This window comes from Psychrobacter sp. M17(2026) (assembly GCF_055699815.1).
On record NZ_CM146741.1, the window covers coordinates 303,929 to 321,690 of the forward strand.

Here is a 17,762-nt window from a genome sequence, read left to right on the forward strand (position 1 = left end):
TTTCTTTTAACGTTATCAAGCTTTATCATGTGTACTATAATTGAAGAATTTGGATTGAAATGAAACGCTCTATATCACCCTTACGTTATCCTGGAGGTAAAGCCAGCATTTTCAACATGGCGAATGACGTTATTGAAAGTCATGGTTATGTTGGCGGTCAGTATATTGAACCATATGCGGGTGGTTGCGGTCTTGCTTTGACACTATTCTTCAAAGGTATAGTAAGTGAATTACATCTAAACGATATAGACCGTTCAATTTGGGCTTTGTGGCATAGTATACTGAATGATACTGATAGGTTAGTTAGTAGGCTGATCGAAATACCTATTAATATGGATGAATGGTACATTCAAAAAGAAATTCAAGATAATAAAGATAAATCTGAGATCTTAGATTTAGCGGTTTCCACTCTCTATCTTAATCGTACAAATCGCTCAGGTATTATCAAAGCAGGTGTTATAGGTGGCAAAAAGCAAGACGGCAACTATAAAATGGATTGTAGGTTCAACCGAGAGCGATTGGCTGAGCAGATTATCCACATTTCCAAAAGTAGGGACAAGATTAGTTTTCATAATATGGATGCAGTAGATTTCATTGATTATATCGAAGGACTAAGCTTGAATAATCCTATACTTATGGTAGACCCACCATATTATAATAAAGGCCAGTCTCTCTATACCAATTTTTATAAGCATGATGACCATGCTAATATAGCTGATAAATTAAAAGAGACATCGCTACCTTGGTTGCTTACTTATGATAATACACCTGAGATTTCAGAGCTATATAGTGAGTTTAGTCAGTATCATTTTAGTATAAATTATAGTGCGGCTAGGAAAAGAATAGGAACCGAGCTATTTATAACCTCTAATGACTTTAGCGTAATAAAGCATGAGTTGTTGAATACTGCTTAACTTAATATTAGAGATTAATAAAAGATCATCTCCAGTAATAAGGGTTCTTAATCCAGTTTCATCCAACTATTCATTCTCTACACGCTTTTTAGCCTCCGCTATCAACTCATGAATCTTAGCACTTTCCTTTAGCACACAAGCATCATAAGCAGAGAGCGGCTCAGACTCTAGTTCTTTTTCCTGATCTTGCTTGGCTTTTTCTGCTAAATACTTTTCAAGTTTATCTGCTTCAGAAACGCCCATAGTTTATCCCTCATATGATTTTTACCATATAAAAAACGGCACTGAAATCAGTGCCGTTTTCTCAGTCGTGACAATGTAAACCCTAACCACGACTCCTCAAATACTGATGCACCACGTTATCAATCCCAGCTTAAAATCACCTTACCGCATTGCCCACTTTCCATGATATCAAAGCCTTCTTGGAAGTCATCAATGTGCATGCGATGGGTAACGATAGGCGATAGATCAATACCGCTAATCAGCATTTGCTCCATCTGATACCATGTCTCCCACATCTCACGGCCATAAATACCTTTTAAGGTCAGCGCCTTAAAAATAATCTTGCTCCAATCCACCGTGGTAGTGTTCGGCAAAATGCCCAAGAGCGAGATTTTAGAGCCGTTATACATATTACTAATCATCGAATCAAAGGCCTGAGGTGAACCTGACATCTCAAGCCCAATATCAAAGCCGTGCATTTTTAACTCAGTAATGGCACCTTCGATGCTTTCACCTTTGGCTGGGTTGATGGTCATGGTCGCGCCCATTTTTTTGGCAAGCGCTAGACGATAATCACTGATATCACTGACCACAATATTGCGCGCCCCTGCGAAGCGGCAAATCGCTGTTGCCATAGAACCAATCAGCCCTGCACCCGTAACCAGTACATCTTCACCAAGGACAGGAAATGAAAGGGCGGTGTGAGTGGCATTGCCAAAGGGGTCCATAATGGCTGCCATCTCATCGCTGATGCGCTCATCGAGTTTGATGACATTATCGGCAGGTATCACCAAATATTCGGCAAACGCGCCATCGCGGTCGACGCCTACGCCGATGGTGTTCTCGCATACATGTAGCTTACCACGGCGGCAGTTACGGCAATGCCCGCAAGCGATATGTCCTTCGCCAGTGACTCGATCACCCACTTCAAAGTGCTTCACACCATCTCCCATCTCGCTAATGATACCGACATATTCATGTCCAATGATCATAGGCGTCTTTATGGTTTTTTGTGACCACTCATCCCACTTATAAATGTGCAAATCTGTACCACAAATAGCGGTCTTTTTAATCTTTATTTTAACGTCATTGATGCCAACAGTAGGTTCTGGCATGTCTTGCATCCAGATGCCTTTTTTGGCATGAGTTTTAACCAGTGCTTTCATACTTTTCTCTTATTTAGCTACATTTTATGGTTGAATTTAGATAAATACCGAACGATGCTTAATCAATCACTTTCATTTGCTTGGCGACTTTGATAAAGGCGGTGATACACTTGTCTAGCTGCTCGCGAGTATGGGCAGCAGAGAGCTGGACACGGATGCGAGCCTCGTCTTTGGGTACGACAGGGTAGAAGAAGCCAATCACATAAATGCCTTCTTTCAGCAGCGCATCTGCCATTTGTTGCGAGACGTTAGCGTCATAAAGCATGACTGCACAAATTGCCGATGCGGTGGGTTTGATATCAAAGCCTGCATCTTGCATTTTTTTCACAAAATAGGCGGTATTTTCATGCAATTTATCTTGTAGGGTATTGTCTTGCGACAGCATCTCAAACGCTTTTACCCCAGCCGCCGCCACCATAGGAGGAATGGAGTTTGAAAACAGATACGGGCGTGAGCGTTGACGCAACATTTCAACGATTTCTTTTTTGCCCGTGGTAAAGCCACCAGTGCGACCGACCACGCCTGCTGAATGCGACTCGTCAATCATTACCATGGCATCATATTTTTGTGCCAACGCATAAATCTCATCCATTGGCGCTACGTTACCATCCATCGAAAACACACCATCGGTGACAATCAAACGAAAACGCTGTGCTTGTGCCGCTTGTAACTGCACCTCTAAATCTTGCATATCCGCATTGGCATAACGATAGCGAGCCGCTTTACACAGGCGCACTCCATCAATGATTGAGGCATGATTTAGCGAATCAGAAATAATGGCATCTTCGCTGGTCAGTAATGGCTCAAAGGCACCGCCATTGGCATCGAAACAGGCCGCATAAAGAATCGTATCTTCGGTATTAAAAAACTTAGAAATCGCCGCTTCTAATTGCTTATGCAAATCTTGAGTACCACAAATAAAACGCACCGATGACATGCCGTAACCTGAGTTTTCGATGGCTTGGATAGCCGCCTTTTTAATCTCAGGGTGGTCAGACAGTCCAAGGTAATTATTGGCGCAGAAGTTAAGCACTTCACGGCCATCGGCGATTTTGATTAGCGCATCTTGCGGGGAGGTGATAATGCGCTCGGTCTTATATAGTCCTGCCGAGCGTATATCGCTGATTTCTTGTTGTAGATGCTTTTGAAAGTCCTGATACATAAAGATTCCTTTTTTTAATATTATTAGAGTTTGTATTGATAATGCAGATATTAGCTTAGTTTGGTTGGTCTCGTTTCTCGACACCAACCTACAGTTATTTGTTCAAACCACCTATAAATAAAACCAGTCTCCATCATAAAGCTTTCCCATATCTCGATCACTGGTTATACGCAACATGTTTGAGATGGCACCATGAGCTTGTCCCTGATTTAGCTTTGTCAAAAAAGTCGCTACCTCAGATTCATCAGCATGAAGTATTTTGTCTAGGTAATAGCGCTGCTCTTTTTCGTTTAATGAGGTTGCTTGAAGTTGAAAGGGTCGATGGAGCGCAGCTTGAAGCAATGCTGCACGATATTTATCATTCTTAATCACTTCAAAGTCTTCAGCCTCTATGTCTATGACAACATCAAATCCTGCAAATCCACTCTCAACAGCAATGTCTAAAGTGTATAATTCATTTTCTGCTTTCGCTATCATACGTAGATCGTGGAATACTATCTTTTCGTCCATACCTATCCCTCCTAAAACCACTTAGGCACAGATATCTAAATACTGACGCACCACATTATCCATGCCTTGCTCTAGCGACTCAATCGTAAAGGCATGACCAATCGATACCTCAGCGATATCACTAAGCGCGAGCAGATCAGCCAAATTTTCCAAATTCAAATCATGACCCGCATTGACGCGGATACCGTTTTCACTAGCGAGGTTAATACAGTCGCTAAATCTCTTTTTTACTTCATCGAAATTAACATTAGCGTCGCTGTTATCAGTGTCATACGCGCGCGCCCATTCTTCAGTGTACATCTCTATCGTTTGTACATCGCTCTCGATGACCGCTTTGATTTGCTCAACATCAGGATCGATAAATACCGCGCAACGTGTGCCGAACGCTTCCAGCTCTTTGCTTAATGTCGATAGCATGTCGCTGTGTTTGATGATGTCAAAGCCATGATCAGAGGTCAGCTGATCGTCACTGTCTGGCACAAGCGTGCATTGATGCGGTTTTACCTCACGGATAATCTTTAAGAATTGCTCGTTTGGATTGCCTTCGATATTGAACTCAATCTCTGGATAGTCTTTTAGGAACGCACTAATATCATAGACATCTTGGTAGCGGATATGACGCTCATCAGGTCTCGGATGCACGGTAAAGCCTTTAACATCGAGATCAATGAGCTTTTTTACGAAATACAAAAGGTTAGGGTAATCCGTGCCGCGAGAGTTACGGATTAAAGCTAGTTTATTCAAATTTACGCTAAATAAGGTGCTCATATTATTTCCTTTAGTTTATTTTTATAACCATTTTTTAGTATTAGTACCGCTAATTTTAGTAGAAGTCCTCTGTACCCGCATACTTTTTATTCAATGCCTGTAGAGTAGCATAAGTCTCGGCATCTATCGTGCCCGTTGGGTTAAGGGGACGAAAGTGCAGCTGAAACGCATAAATCACATCGCGACTGGTTTTATCCCATTCATCAGTCGTATTGATTTGATAGCCGTACTCTCGAAAGGCCTGCTTAATCTCAGAAATAGTGGCGGTATCAAACTCGTTTTGCAGCATAAAAAATGCTTTATCAGCCTCGTCATACCAAGCGCCAATACCGTGTTCTTGATATAGCTGTTGCCAAGGGAATTTTGCCCCAGGGTCAATCTTACGTGACGGTGCTAAATCCGCATGACCGATGATATTTTTTGGTGAAATCTCGTACCTTGTGGCGATGTCTTTTACAAGCTGTCCGACTTTTTTAATCTGTATCTCATCGAACTCAACAAAGTGCTTATAAGGATGATATTCAAGATCGCTGTTATTTAGCGCCCCGCGATACTGCTTTTGAATACCATCATTGACGATTTCGATACCGATAGAGGTGTCATTGAGGATAGTACGACCCGCAAAGCTACCATCGCCTGCATGCCAAGCGCGTTCAGACTCAGGGACTAGGTTATAAATCTTATCGCCATCATTTTTCATAATAAGGTAATGAGCGCTGACTTTACCTTTGGTCAATAGCTTAATGGAGCGCTCGTTATCGCTGACGGTATAGTGCAGCACGATAGTTTTAATCCGCTCACTCTTACCCGTTGCTTGATAGGTTTCGCTATCTACTGTATAAGATTCGGGATTTGCTATTTGATATTTAGGTGTGGTGAGGCAGCCAATTAAGGGTAGAGTTAATATAGAGGCTAATAATAAAGTAGTGAGGTTTTTTGCCATGAAGTGCTAACCCTTCTCAATCTTCTTGCGCAAAACCACCTTCCAACTCTCCTCCAGACATTCAATATTAAGCCACGGCTCAATAACATCGAGAGCAAATTTATCTTTAGAGTTCGACAATTGCCATAGCATTGAGAGCGTCGCAAACGGATAGGGGCGTTCCATCAGATACACGGGTAAGTCAGCGCTAATCATGCCATTACGCACCACTTGAAAGTACCAGCCCGCGATACCTTGTTTACTTATCCATGAGGCGATATTGGGCACTTTGGTAAATTGACCGATTTGGTCATTGATTTTATAGCAGGGCCGGCGCGGTTGTACAATACGTAGCTGTACGCTATCACAGCCATCGACTTGTGCATCACCATATTGCTCACCATATTCATAGACATCACCAATACAGACCGTAGACTCATTCATATCAGGCAAGCCGTTAACAGGTTCGGTAATCAAGTTTTCACCTAATGTGCCAATACGAACGTTTAGATCAAACTCGGCGTTAATAAGTCCATAAGTCGCCGTCGCCATTTGATGCACGGCTTTTAGTGGTCCACCATGATGCTTACGATCGGCTTGCTCATCGCTCGCAAGACCCATAAAGTCAACGGCGACAGGCGCTTGAATCGGTGCTTTATCGATAGCGCTCATTTCCTCACGGGCAAAGGGCATGGCTTTGCCCGCTCGAACTTCGATTAAGGTCGCAATGTGTAGCGGTAGGGTTTTATTAAAGTCAGTATTCATATTTTGCTCAAAATAATGGGTAAATTCAGCGCTCATTTTACGTTTCAGCTTATGGTTATTAGTCAGGCAAGTATTGTTTAAACAATATCGCTTATCTTAGCTTAATCATTAGTTATTTTCAGCTTATTTACCTTACATTACTTTTAAATAAACTAGAATTTTGTCAGTCATTATTAATTGTTATGACTTTACATCCTTGTTTGCTGGGTTAAAAATCCAGCCTACGCGACGTTAAATAAATATGCTCTTAAATTAAAAAATTTAATATATCAAAACCTAGTCATAAAAAAAGACCAGAATATTAATCTGGTCTTTTCGATATAGCTTTCAGCCGCCAATAAACACGGGCAATAAATATTATTTATTCTTGTTACGGCGACCTGCAGTTTTCTTCTCACGCGGTACAGCGACTAGCTCAGCTAATTGCTCAGGTGATGACCATAGACCTTCTAGATCATAAAACTCACGGGCAGCAGGCATCATCATATGCACGACAACTGCGCCAAGATCAATTAACGTCCAGTCAGAATCATTACCGCCTTCACGGCCAAGAGGCATAAATCCTGCTTGTTTGGCATCAGCGCCAAGGCTATCGGCCATCGCGCGGACATGACGTTTTGAAGTGCCATCAGCGATGACGATACGCTCCATGACGTCGGTTAACTCTTCGACATTGAGCACTGTGATGTTTTTGGCTTTCATATCTTCTAAAGCGGTTTTTACCAGTGCTAAACACTGCTCTAAACGCTCATTAGTCATAGTTGGGGTCATAAAGTTAAATCTCTTAAATAATCGGTAATAATAAAATAGGATAATGCTGCTAACAGGCCTTATAAAAACAAGTTAAGAGCAATAAGACAAATATAGTGCGATTTTAACGGAATTAGTCAGCAGAATATAGCTGATGGGCAATAATATAATCATAAACCTTAGGATTTAATGATTTGGATGGTTGGTTTGGCATAATAGAAGTGTCGTGAGCTGATGGTAATAGTGCATTGTTTCTCGTAAAATTTTGCTCAAGGAACTGCTGGCGAATCTCAGTGCTAGATACGCTCATGACGGCTCGAGTATCTATATAAATGCGTCCTTGGTGAGTATCTTTCAAGGGGCTGTCTTTCAACAGGTTATTGTTCAATAAACCATGCGCTAGTGACTTATCATCTGAAGCTACTGGGATAAGTAACAGCTTAGGGTATGACTCAGTCACTTGCGATTGCAGCTCGACGGCTAGCTCATTAGCTAAAACGGCTGCACTTTGTGCGTCTAGAGTTAAGTTTTTGTCACGATTAAATACCCATAAATTAACGTAATGGGTTAATTGCAGACCGTCTTTCCATTTATCTAAGCTACGCGCGCTATCCATGCCCATGATAAATATTAGGCTGTCATGAGGATATTGATTGCGTAGCGTGCGCACGCTATCGATAGTATAGACAGGCGGGGTTTGCCATATTTCGAGCTCATCGATGTTCACAGGCGTCCCTTGCATAGCAAGGTTTAGCATAGCAAGGCGATCACTAGGATCAGTGCTTTGAGTCTTAAAAGGCGAGCGCGCATTAGGCAGTAAAGAGACTTGCAGCTCGCGTTTTCGTTCAGTTGCCATAGGTGCAAGCGTGTTATAGACAGCCATTGCCATTTGCATATGACCCAAATGTATGGGGTCAAAAGAGCCGCCAAGATAAGCGCGAATAGCAGGCTTTATATTTTTTTCAGCTTGAAACGGAGCAGGTTGTTTATTCATAGCATCATTATAACGAGTGAATACAAATTTTGCTTGATAGACTAGCGGTAACTTAACTTTCAATCTAGTTTCTAGATTAAGGATTTTAAGTATTATAGGGTGAAATCCATCGCACCGATAATGACGCTACAACTAACCATCGGTGCATAAAATGCACTCTACGCCTACAATCAATAAAAAACCGACTATCATTATGATAATCGGCTTTGAATAGTTGAGTTAACTCAAAACAACAAATTAAATAGCATCGCTATATGCTTGAATAGCCGTTAGCGCGATAGTGTAGACGATATCATCGACTAGAGCACCTCGAGATAAATCATTCACAGGTTTGTTTAACCCTTGCAGCATCGGCCCAACACTAATGACATTAGCGCTACGTTGCACCGCTTTATAGGTCGTATTACCTGTATTTAGATCAGGGAATATAAACACGTTGGCTTGACCGGCTACCTTTGAATCAGGTGCTTTTTGTTTGCCGACGCTCATGACCGAGGCAGCATCATATTGTAGTGGACCATCAACCGCTAGGTTTGGCTCACGCTCACGGACGATAGCAGTTGCTTGTTTAACTTTTTCAACGTCAGCACCTGATCCTGATGCCCCTGTTGAATAGCTGATCATCGCCACTTTTGGCTCAATACCGAAGGCTGCTGCCGATTGCGCCGATTGAATGGCAATCTCAGCCAGCTCTTCAGCAGTTGGGTCTGGATTAATCGCACAGTCACCGTAGACCACGACTTGCTCAGGCAGTAGCATAAAGAAGATAGAAGAGACCAGTGAATACTGCGGTGCGGTTTTGATTAACTGAAATGCTGGGAGTACAGTATTGGCCGTCGTATGAACAGCGCCCGAAACTAGTCCATCAACCTCATCTAACAGCAACATCACTGTGCCTAGATAGACCGTATCTTTTAGCTTTTCAGCCGCAGCGATATCAGTGGTTTTGCCCTTACGAGCGGCGACCACTGCATCGATATAATTGGTCATATCTAGCGTATCAGGATCAATAATCTCAAGCCCTTCTGGCAATACTAAGCTGCGGTTTTTGGCGACTTGCTCAACCTCGCTACGCTTAGCTAGCAGCACACAATTAGCAATGCCTCGGCTTTGACAGATACAGGCGGCCTCTACCGTACGAGGTTCTGCGCCCTCTGGTAGTACAATACGTTTTTTGGCTTGTTGTGCTTTTTTGACCACTTGATGACGGAACGCGGCAGGAGACAGACGCGGTTTATAATCGCCACTGAAATAATCTTTAATCCAGCTCAGATCTAAGTGGGCGGCGACATAGCGGGTGACATCGGTGGCGCGCTCAGTATCATCACTTGGAATCTCAGCGCTCATATGCATCAGGCTCTGTACGGTCTCAAAGCTATCGGTCTCGACACTCATCACTGGAATGCCCGTTTTCAGTGCCGACTGCCACAGTTCAGCGACAGTCTCATTCGGGATGACTCCGCCTGTTAGCACAATACCTGCCAGCGGGATGCCATTGATACAAGCGAGTCCCGCCGCTAATAGCAAATCATCGCGATCTCCTGGGACGACGATTAGCGTACCGCGCTTAAACACTTCATCGACGCGTGCTACTGAACGTGCGGTCAAGCTGATATCCGTGATACGGCGACTCTTCGCCTCACCGACGTTGAGCCAAGTGGCATCAAGCTCAGCAGCGATATCCCAAGTACGTGGCACTGATAGCGAGTCACTAAAAGGCACGACGCCTATCAAGCGAAATTTATCGGTTTGAAAGTGCGGGGATAGGCGCTGAACGTCACTGACGAATTTTTCATCAAGTTTGTAGACTGCTTCACCAGGAGCGACAGGTTGATTGTCAAAAGTATTAGGGACATCAACGCGCATTAAAATGCAGCCTAAAGTGCGTTCATGAGCGATACCACCAAACTCGCGCCCGTGGACATCAAGCTTATCAGCTAGATGAGCGGGGTTACTGGTGTCAGCGGTGCTCACAAAGATAATCTTGGCATCCAGTGCATGAGCGATAGCGCGGTTGACCTGTGAGGCGTAAGAGGCCTCAGTGGTCGGCACTAGACCTTCACAGATAATGACATCTTGATCTTGACCGATAGACTGAAAGTTTTCGACCACCTCTTCCATCAAGTCATCGAGATTACCATCGCCGATCATGCGCTCAACGCGCTGGCGATTGATAGATTGGGGCGGTGTTAAGCCAAAGGCGTGCATAATAAGCGCACTTGAGCTATCGAGACTGTTTTGTTTATCGAGGGTGTCATCTTGCAAGAACGGTTTCATAAAAGCGGCTTTGACACCGTTATAATCAAGCGCGCGTATCAGCCCTAGCGCGGCTGATGTGACCCCAATACCACGGCTAATAGGAACAAGTAAAATGGTTTGCATAGCGTATCCTACGGTTTATTTTGGTTTTTAATCGGCGTGCTGAGAGTCGCTGTGTTCGCTAAGCTGTATTTGTTAAATAAGGATCAGCTACTCTCAGTTTTATCGTCGATACTTAGTTTAGACCAAGCGCTTGACGGGTTTCTTGCGCGATACGGCACTCTTCATCGGTTGGGATGACCCATAGCTCAACGCTACTGTCCTCAGTTTGGAAGCTGCCTTCCGCACCGCCAGCCAAGGTTTTGTTTTTATCCGTATCAAACTTAATACCGAAGTGACGCATCACATTCACAATACGAGCGCGGGTGGTGGCAGAGTTCTCACCGATACCGCCCGTAAAGATAATACCGGTAAATTCAGGTAGCGCACAGCTTAGGCTGGCAAGATATTTACCGACGCGATAGCTGAACATCTCGATAGCCAGTAGCGCATCTTTGTGACCCTCAGATGCGGCTTGCTCAACAGTACGCAAATCATTGGATAAGCCTGAGATACCTAGCAGACCACTTTCGCTATTGAGCATCTTATCGATGTCCTCAAGACTCATGCCCAGCTGACGCTTAAGATGAATGTGCAAGCTTGGATCGACATCACCGCTGCGCGTACCCATCATCAGACCCTCAAGTGGCGTAAGACCCATGCTGGTATCTAGACTTTTGCCATCATAAACAGCCGCTGCTGAACAGCCGTTGCCTAAATGTGCGGTCAACCAACCATGCGGGCCTTTGACTTCAGTCAGCATGCTGGCACGTTCTGAGACATAGGCGTGTGACGTACCATGAAAGCCATAGCGACGAATTTTATGATCTTCATATAAGGCTTTTGGTACAGGATAGCGATAGGCGACAGGGGGCATCGTTTGGTGAAACGCCGTATCAAAAACGGCGACTTGTGGAATGTCAGGATAGATCGCTTGTACCGCTTCAATCCCTAGCGCATTCGCTGGATTATGTAGCGGTGCTAATGATTTCAGACGTTTTATCTCTGATAGTGCATGCGCGTCAATTTTGATCGCCTCTGAATACTCGCGACCACCATGTACCACACGATGACCAACAGCAACAAAATGATACTGCTCAAGTAGCTCAAGGATTTTTTGTAGCGCCAACTCATGACGACCACCTGGAATAGCAATCTCAAGCTTTTCACCGTTCAGCTTAGTGTGCTTAATACGGGCAGTATCAAGACCCAAATTCTCAGCCAAGCCGACAATACGCGTAGACTCATCTTCGCTGATTAGCGCGTATTTGATTGAAGAAGAACCGCAGTTTAGTACTAACGTAGGGTTGGTCAGTTGCGAGGTGTCTGCATTCTGATCGTTTTGATTATTGACGCTGTCACTCATACTCTATCCTTAGAGGGTTGATGGTAGGTTAATCATAGACGATTAACAGCTGTTGAACAAACAAAAATCAATAGCTATTTTATAGTGTAAATTTAGAAGGTGCTATATACCACTTGCTAGGTGAAGTCATAAAATATTGGCTATTTTCTATCAATACCATGTCTATTAAGCTTATGAAATACAACCCATTTGCCTGCTTTATTAGTTACACCTTGATGACTATAAGGTTTTATATTGGCTCTAGTCAAGCACCTAATAAGCTCATTTCTTAACTAACAGCATAGCTAGCATAGCAGTACAAGCGTTAACTCAAATTGTAAGTAAGTTTGTCTAGATAAGCTATATTATTTATCAAAAAGTGACACCGTCGAATTTCAACATTAAAAATAGTGTTAAAAAAAGGCTCATATCAGCTTATAATTTTGCGCAAATATACCTTGAATCTGCAAAGACTTATCAATTAATGCTATTATTGGCCGCTAGCAAATGACTCTATCTTGCTCGCTAATGATCAAGCAGACGTAGGGCGTGTACTCAATTTGAAGATGGCGATAAAAATGAGATAAATTGCAGCAGGGATAGGATAATAGTGTTATTAATATCGGGATATTGATGAGCTATTTGACACCGCCCTGCCAGAATTTAGCCTTTTTTAGCCCATTTAGTTTCAGACGCTCAGATTAGGGACACGCCCCAGGCTCAATTAAGCTTTTATACCATTGAACGGCTTTGGGATTTATAGTTGCCTCACTAGGATATGCCTACTATGTTAAGCGTTAATCATTCTTTCTTATCTGCAAAATGTGCCCTAGTGGCGATCTCTTTAGCGACATTAGCTATGACAGGTTGTGGTCAAAAAAACGAATTATATTTAGTGGATCCAGCCACTCAAACAGTGACCACTAGCTCTGATGACTTGGCAAGCACTAGCAATCCGCAGGATGCCGCTTTTGCTGATCTTGATGACAGCGATTACAAACAAGAGCGCTACCTAGAGCAGCAGATATTTCCTGAAGTCAGTGATGACCCTAATGATTATTAATAACTAATAATCTTATAGTACTAATGTTTGTAGGGTAAGTTTTAGATAATAGATGTTGGCAAAAATCTATCTCATTTTTATTATCATTTTCAAAATGAGGACACGCCCTATAATCCCAATACTTCACCTTGATAATTTAAAAAGATTAGAGATATCACTATGAGTAATCTTACGTCGGCAATGAACGCGACTCACACTGCAAGTGTAGCTATCCAAACCGAGCAAGGGCTATATATTGACCCCATAGTGCTAACTGACCATTTGCCAGCACTAAGCTACCGCAATCATATGCTATATATAGAAGACGTAAGCGTTAGCGAGCTAGCTGAGCAATATGCAACGCCATGCTACGTCTACTCTAAACAAGCCATATTAAATGTTTATCAGGACTATAGTGATAGCTTTGCTACTATCGATCATCAGATTTGTTATGCGGTAAAGGCCAACTCTAATCTTGCGGTATTAAGTGTACTGGCAGAGGCAGGCGCAGGCTTTGATATCGTCTCTCGTGGCGAGCTAATGCGGGTATTAGCGGCAGGCGGCGCGGCTGCAAAAGTTGTATTCTCAGGCGTTGGTAAAACGCGTGATGATATCGAATTTGCTCTTAACCAAGGCATCAACTGTTTTAACGTTGAGTCTGTCAATGAGCTGATATTAATCAATGAAGTAGCTGAGCAACTGGGCAAATCTGCACCGATATCATTACGGGTCAATCCTGATGTCGATGCCAACACGCATCCGTATATCTCCACAGGTCTTAAAGATAATAAGTTCGGCATCGCTCATGACAAAGCGGTTGCTGTCTACAGCCAAGCCGCAACGATGTCACATATCGATATCGTCGGTATTGACTGTCATATCGGCTCACAGCTGACTGAAGTGGAGCCGTTTATTGCTGCTTTAGACAAGTTGATTGAGCTGATCCACAAGTTAGCTGAACTAGGGATCAAGCTTGCTCATGTTGATTTGGGCGGTGGTTTGGGTGTACGTTACATCGATGAGTCACCTGTCACTATAGCTGACTTTGCAGGGGCGCTATTGCCCAAGCTTACCCAGCTTAATCTCAAAGTATTCTTTGAACCGGGTCGTAGTATGGTTGCCAATGCAGGTATATTGCTCACACGTGTCGATATACTCAAGCCGACTGAGCATAAGAATTTTGCTATCGTTGATGCTGCGATGAACGATTTGATTCGTCCTGCACTGTATCAAGCTGAAATGGCAGTCATTCCTAGTGCGTTACCTGATAGCGTAAGTGTACATGATATGCCATCATGGGATATCGTTGGCGCTATCTGTGAGACGGGCGACTTTTTGGCAAAAGAGCGCCTGCTGAGCTTAGCGGCAAATGATTTATTAGCCATCACTGGCGCTGGTGCTTATGGCATGGTGATGAGTAGCAATTATAATACCCGCCCGCGCGCCTGCGAGGTCATGGTTGCAGGCACTAAGCATCAGCTCGTACGCAAACGCGAAACCGTCGAGGCGCTATATGCTAATGAGATGCCTTGGGGTAATAAGGGATAATAAATAGTATTTATTTGATTTCGATGTAAATATAGCTACAACTAGAACCCATTGTTACTGCAACAATGGGTTTTTTATTACCTAAGTTTTAAGCGTTTTGTATCAATTACTGTCAACTTTTATCAGCGTTACTCACCGTTTGTTATTAGCAAAAATTAATAGGTTATGATCATCTGTAACCATTATCCTACTATAAGCCGTGCTACTATAACCCACATATAAAAACAAAATAGGACATAAGTATATGTTAATAGAATTTACTAAGATGCACGGTCTAGGTAATGACTTTATGGTTATCGACTTAGTCACTCAGCGTTTGGATTTGAGCGCGGAGTTGGTGCAGTTATTGGGTGATCGTCATCTGGGAATTGGCTTTGATCAGCTGCTGGTGGTCGAGCCACCGATGCGTCCAGATGTTGATTTTAGCTATCGTATTTTTAACACCGATGGCGCAGAGGTTGAACAGTGCGGTAATGGCGCACGTTGTTTTGCCCGCTTCGTACAAGCGCGCAAACTGTCCTTTAAACAGCGTCTAAAAGTTGAGACTGCCAGTGGGGTCATTACTTTGACTACTGACCGTTACGGCTGGGTCGAAGTAGATATGGGTAAGCCAAAGTTTGAGCCAAACGAGATTCCGTTCACGCCCAAAGCCACGACCAAGATCCAAAATGCGTATCATCTTAATGTCGCTGGTACACCAGTACAGCTCTATGTGGCGAATATGGGCAATCCCCATGCCGTGATCAAAGTTGATGACATCTTAGAAGCAGATGTTGCCAAGCTGGGCAAAGCGATTGAAGCGCATTCGGCCTTTCCCAATAACGTCAATGTCGGCTTTGTACAAGTCATGAACCAGCGTCATATTCGACTGCGAGTTTATGAGCGCGGGGTCGGTGAGACGCAAGCCTGCGGCACAGGCGCTTGTGCGGCGGTAGCAGTGGGCATAAGGGAGGGCTGGCTAGATGAGGGCGAGGATATCCGTGCTCAGCTGTATGGCGGCAGTATGGTAGTACGCTGGCAGCCAGGCTATTCGGTGATGATGACAGGGCCAACGGCTTTTGTTTATGAAGGGGTGTTTAGTCCTGATGGACTGATGGCACAAGCAGGAATCGAGCCTAACCCATCGTAAGCTAAATGAAGTAGTAGCGCTCTTTTAGGGTTGCAGAAGAGGACAATGCATGACTATTGCTAACTCGCTTAAAGCTATAGAAACAGATTCAGCGCTTGTTGAGCTGCTAACACCTGTGCAGCGCTGGCTCGATATTTTAGCCGTGCGCAACCACTCTAAGCATACTTTGAGCGCTTATTTTGCTGGGGTCAGGCAGCTAGCGTTGTTTTTGCGTGGTAAGCAACTGACGTGGACGCGCTGTGACAAACGTCAATTAGCGCAGCATATTAGTCAGCGTATTGACGAGGATAAGCTGGCGCTGGCGAGTGTGCAGCAAGAGCTATCGGCTATTCGCCATTTTTATGGCTGGTTGATTGAAGAGGGACTGGCGCGTATCAATCCGACGACGGGCTATCAGCTCAAACGCAGTCCAAGACCGCTACCGTCAATCGCGGATATTGATCTACTAAGTCAACTGCTAGATCAGCCTGTACCTGAGACACCAGAGCAGGCGAGGCTGTGGCTGCGTGATAAAGCTATGTTTGAAGTACTCTATAGCAGTGGTTTACGGGTCGGTGAATTAGTAGCGCTGGATATGACGGATATAGATTTAGCCGATTTGCGCCTGAGGGTTACAGGTAAAGGCAATAAGACTCGTATAGTGCCGCTTGGCAATAAGGCCGCTACCGCTATCAAACGCTATCTCCCACACCGTAATCTATGGGTGGAGCAACAGGACAGCGCGTTATTTATTAGCGAAAAGCTCGGTACTCGGCTGTCCAGTCGAGCCGTACAACAACGCCTAAAAGTTGCTGCTATGCGTGCAGGTATTGCGCAAAATATGTACCCGCATCTATTGCGTCATTGCTTTGCCTCGCACATGCTCTCAGGCAGTGGTGATCTGCGGGCAGTGCAAGAGATGCTGGGGCATAGCGATATTAGCACCACCCAAATCTATACCCATGTTGATTTTGCCAAGCTGACCCAAGTTTATGATCGCGCTCATCCGCGCGCAACTCATAGTACAAGCGATATAGAATAGATACTTTGCTAACTTGATTTCTAATAACTTAAGTTATGCCAGATTAGGCTAAGCGATGGCAACCAAAGATAGGCATACGTTGTCGTCCTTGTTGTTGCGCCGCTATATCTAAAGAGCCAAATACTAGCGCATAGGGTGCATCGTCTTTATTTTCAGTTCTCTTAGTAAGCGCACTAGCGTCATAGCTATCAATGACTGTTCCATCAAAAGCGGTAATCGCAGCATGTCCCCAAGTCTGACGGATACTGCCGTTTTTATAATGATGATCGCCGCCTTGCGCCGCACCTATGACCATACATTGACTGTCTAAAGCGCGTGCCTGTAATAGTAGCGACCAATGCGCTTGCCCCGTCATAAAGGTAAAAGCAGCAGGCGCACTAAGTATCTCAGCACCCGCTTGACGCAGGCGTTGCGCTAATGCTGGAAAACGAAGATCAAAACACACCATCATACCCAACTGATAACTGCCATTCTCGACATCAATAGGAGCCACCACTGTTTGCTCGCCAGGCTCAAAGGTTAGCGCCTCATCATAGCTGCCTTGCTTATCAGCGACAGTAGCCGTGAACAGATGAATCTTATCGTAACGCGCCACTTGATGACCATCAGGACTAAATAGCTGGCTGACTTGACGCATACGCCCATCAGGCACGATGATTCCATTTGGACGATATAGACAAGGTAGCGAGCCTGCCAACACGTGAGTTTGGTATTCAGTAGCATAAGAGGCAATTGTCGCTGATAGCTCGTCAAAGCGCTGAGCGGTCGCAAACTGCTGACCCATGCTACAGCAGTTCTCTGGCAACACTACTAGCTGAGCGCCTTGCATACTGGCCTCGCTAATAGCGGCTTTGATGGTTATTAGATTGGTGGCAATATCTTGCTGGCTATTCATTTGCACAGCCGCCACAATAAGTGATTTATTATTCATAGTATTTTCTCAAGGTTATTTGTTAATATGGCACATACGGTTTTTAATAAGATTAAAGCTAACGGTTCATTTTTTAACGAAAATAAAGCTGATCTATTGAGAATAAATTAGCATAGTATCAGAGCTGTGAAAAATACTACGGCTACTATTTGGCTAAATCTGTTATTTGGGCTGTCATTTGGTTAGTCCAAATATCATCAATTTTATGCATCATA

17 protein-coding genes are annotated in these 17,762 nt (G+C 43.9%); 5 read left to right on the top strand and 12 right to left on the bottom strand.

Annotated features, from left to right (window positions below; all coding sequences use genetic code 11):
• Positions 1 to 59: 59 nt before the first annotated feature.
• A complete protein-coding gene (locus ACR63T_RS01325) occupies positions 60 to 914 on the top strand; it encodes a DNA adenine methylase (protein WP_472784518.1) in 855 nt (284 codons plus the stop codon).
• Between the two features lie 66 nt (positions 915 to 980).
• Here the strand turns inward: ACR63T_RS01325 and ACR63T_RS01330 are convergent, their stop codons facing one another.
• The 11 genes from ACR63T_RS01330 to ACR63T_RS01380 form a co-directional block, all read right to left on the bottom strand.
• Complete coding sequence (locus ACR63T_RS01330; protein ID WP_472784519.1) at positions 981 to 1,157, bottom strand: hypothetical protein; 177 nt, start codon at positions 1,155 to 1,157, stop codon at positions 981 to 983.
• A gap of 119 nt (positions 1,158 to 1,276) precedes the next feature.
• Positions 1,277 to 2,302: an L-threonine 3-dehydrogenase gene (gene tdh / locus ACR63T_RS01335; protein ID WP_472784520.1), complete on the bottom strand. Its 1,026-nt coding sequence runs from the start codon at positions 2,300 to 2,302 to the stop codon at positions 1,277 to 1,279.
• A 58-nt stretch (positions 2,303 to 2,360) separates the two neighbouring features.
• Positions 2,361 to 3,464 (bottom strand): PLP-dependent aspartate aminotransferase family protein, encoded by a 1,104-nt coding sequence (locus tag ACR63T_RS01340; RefSeq protein WP_472784521.1) that lies wholly within the window; start codon positions 3,462 to 3,464, stop codon positions 2,361 to 2,363.
• Between the two features lie 111 nt (positions 3,465 to 3,575).
• A complete protein-coding gene (locus ACR63T_RS01345; RefSeq protein ID WP_472784522.1) occupies positions 3,576 to 3,974 on the bottom strand; it encodes a hypothetical protein in 399 nt (132 codons plus the stop codon).
• Between the two features lie 21 nt (positions 3,975 to 3,995).
• Positions 3,996 to 4,742 carry a pyridoxine 5'-phosphate synthase gene (locus ACR63T_RS01350; RefSeq protein WP_472784523.1) on the bottom strand — a complete coding sequence of 249 codons (747 nt, stop codon included), beginning with the start codon at positions 4,740 to 4,742 and terminating at the stop codon, positions 3,996 to 3,998.
• A 55-nt stretch (positions 4,743 to 4,797) separates the two neighbouring features.
• Positions 4,798 to 5,685, bottom strand: a complete 888-nt coding sequence (locus tag ACR63T_RS01355) for an N-acetylmuramoyl-L-alanine amidase (protein WP_472784524.1) — start codon at positions 5,683 to 5,685, stop codon at positions 4,798 to 4,800.
• Positions 5,686 to 5,691: 6 nt separating this feature from the next.
• Positions 5,692 to 6,465, bottom strand: coding sequence for an MOSC domain-containing protein (locus ACR63T_RS01360; protein ID WP_472784525.1), 774 nt, complete (start codon positions 6,463 to 6,465; stop codon positions 5,692 to 5,694).
• A 321-nt stretch (positions 6,466 to 6,786) separates the two neighbouring features.
• Positions 6,787 to 7,200: a ribosome silencing factor gene (gene rsfS, locus ACR63T_RS01365; protein WP_201571206.1), complete on the bottom strand. Its 414-nt coding sequence runs from the start codon at positions 7,198 to 7,200 to the stop codon at positions 6,787 to 6,789.
• Between the two features lie 112 nt (positions 7,201 to 7,312).
• Positions 7,313 to 8,173: a nicotinate-nicotinamide nucleotide adenylyltransferase gene (locus ACR63T_RS01370; protein WP_472784526.1), complete on the bottom strand. Its 861-nt coding sequence runs from the start codon at positions 8,171 to 8,173 to the stop codon at positions 7,313 to 7,315.
• A 237-nt stretch (positions 8,174 to 8,410) separates the two neighbouring features.
• Positions 8,411 to 10,555, bottom strand: coding sequence for a phosphate acetyltransferase (gene pta / locus ACR63T_RS01375; protein ID WP_472784527.1), 2,145 nt, complete (start codon positions 10,553 to 10,555; stop codon positions 8,411 to 8,413).
• A gap of 112 nt (positions 10,556 to 10,667) precedes the next feature.
• A complete protein-coding gene (locus ACR63T_RS01380) occupies positions 10,668 to 11,897 on the bottom strand; it encodes an acetate/propionate family kinase (protein WP_201571212.1) in 1,230 nt (409 codons plus the stop codon).
• 766 nt (positions 11,898 to 12,663) lie between these two features.
• Between ACR63T_RS01380 and ACR63T_RS01385 the strand changes: the two genes are divergently transcribed.
• From ACR63T_RS01385 to ACR63T_RS01400, 4 genes are all read left to right on the top strand, one after another.
• The gene (locus ACR63T_RS01385) at positions 12,664 to 12,939 is read left to right on the top strand and encodes an LptM family lipoprotein (protein ID WP_472784528.1); all 276 of its coding nucleotides are present in this window, start codon (positions 12,664 to 12,666) and stop codon (positions 12,937 to 12,939) included.
• Between the two features lie 288 nt (positions 12,940 to 13,227).
• Positions 13,228 to 14,466: a diaminopimelate decarboxylase gene (gene lysA, locus ACR63T_RS01390; RefSeq protein WP_472785209.1), complete on the top strand. Its 1,239-nt coding sequence runs from the start codon at positions 13,228 to 13,230 to the stop codon at positions 14,464 to 14,466.
• Between the two features lie 244 nt (positions 14,467 to 14,710).
• Entirely contained in the window at positions 14,711 to 15,595 is an 885-nt protein-coding gene (gene dapF / locus ACR63T_RS01395; RefSeq protein WP_201571216.1) for a diaminopimelate epimerase, read from the top strand.
• A 49-nt stretch (positions 15,596 to 15,644) separates the two neighbouring features.
• The gene (locus ACR63T_RS01400) at positions 15,645 to 16,616 is read left to right on the top strand and encodes a tyrosine recombinase XerC (RefSeq protein ID WP_472784529.1); all 972 of its coding nucleotides are present in this window, start codon (positions 15,645 to 15,647) and stop codon (positions 16,614 to 16,616) included.
• A gap of 43 nt (positions 16,617 to 16,659) precedes the next feature.
• Here ACR63T_RS01400 and ACR63T_RS01405 read toward each other — a convergent pair whose 3' ends face one another.
• Positions 16,660 to 17,547 (bottom strand): nitrilase-related carbon-nitrogen hydrolase, encoded by an 888-nt coding sequence (locus ACR63T_RS01405; protein ID WP_472784530.1) that lies wholly within the window; start codon positions 17,545 to 17,547, stop codon positions 16,660 to 16,662.
• Positions 17,548 to 17,762 lie beyond the last annotated feature (215 nt).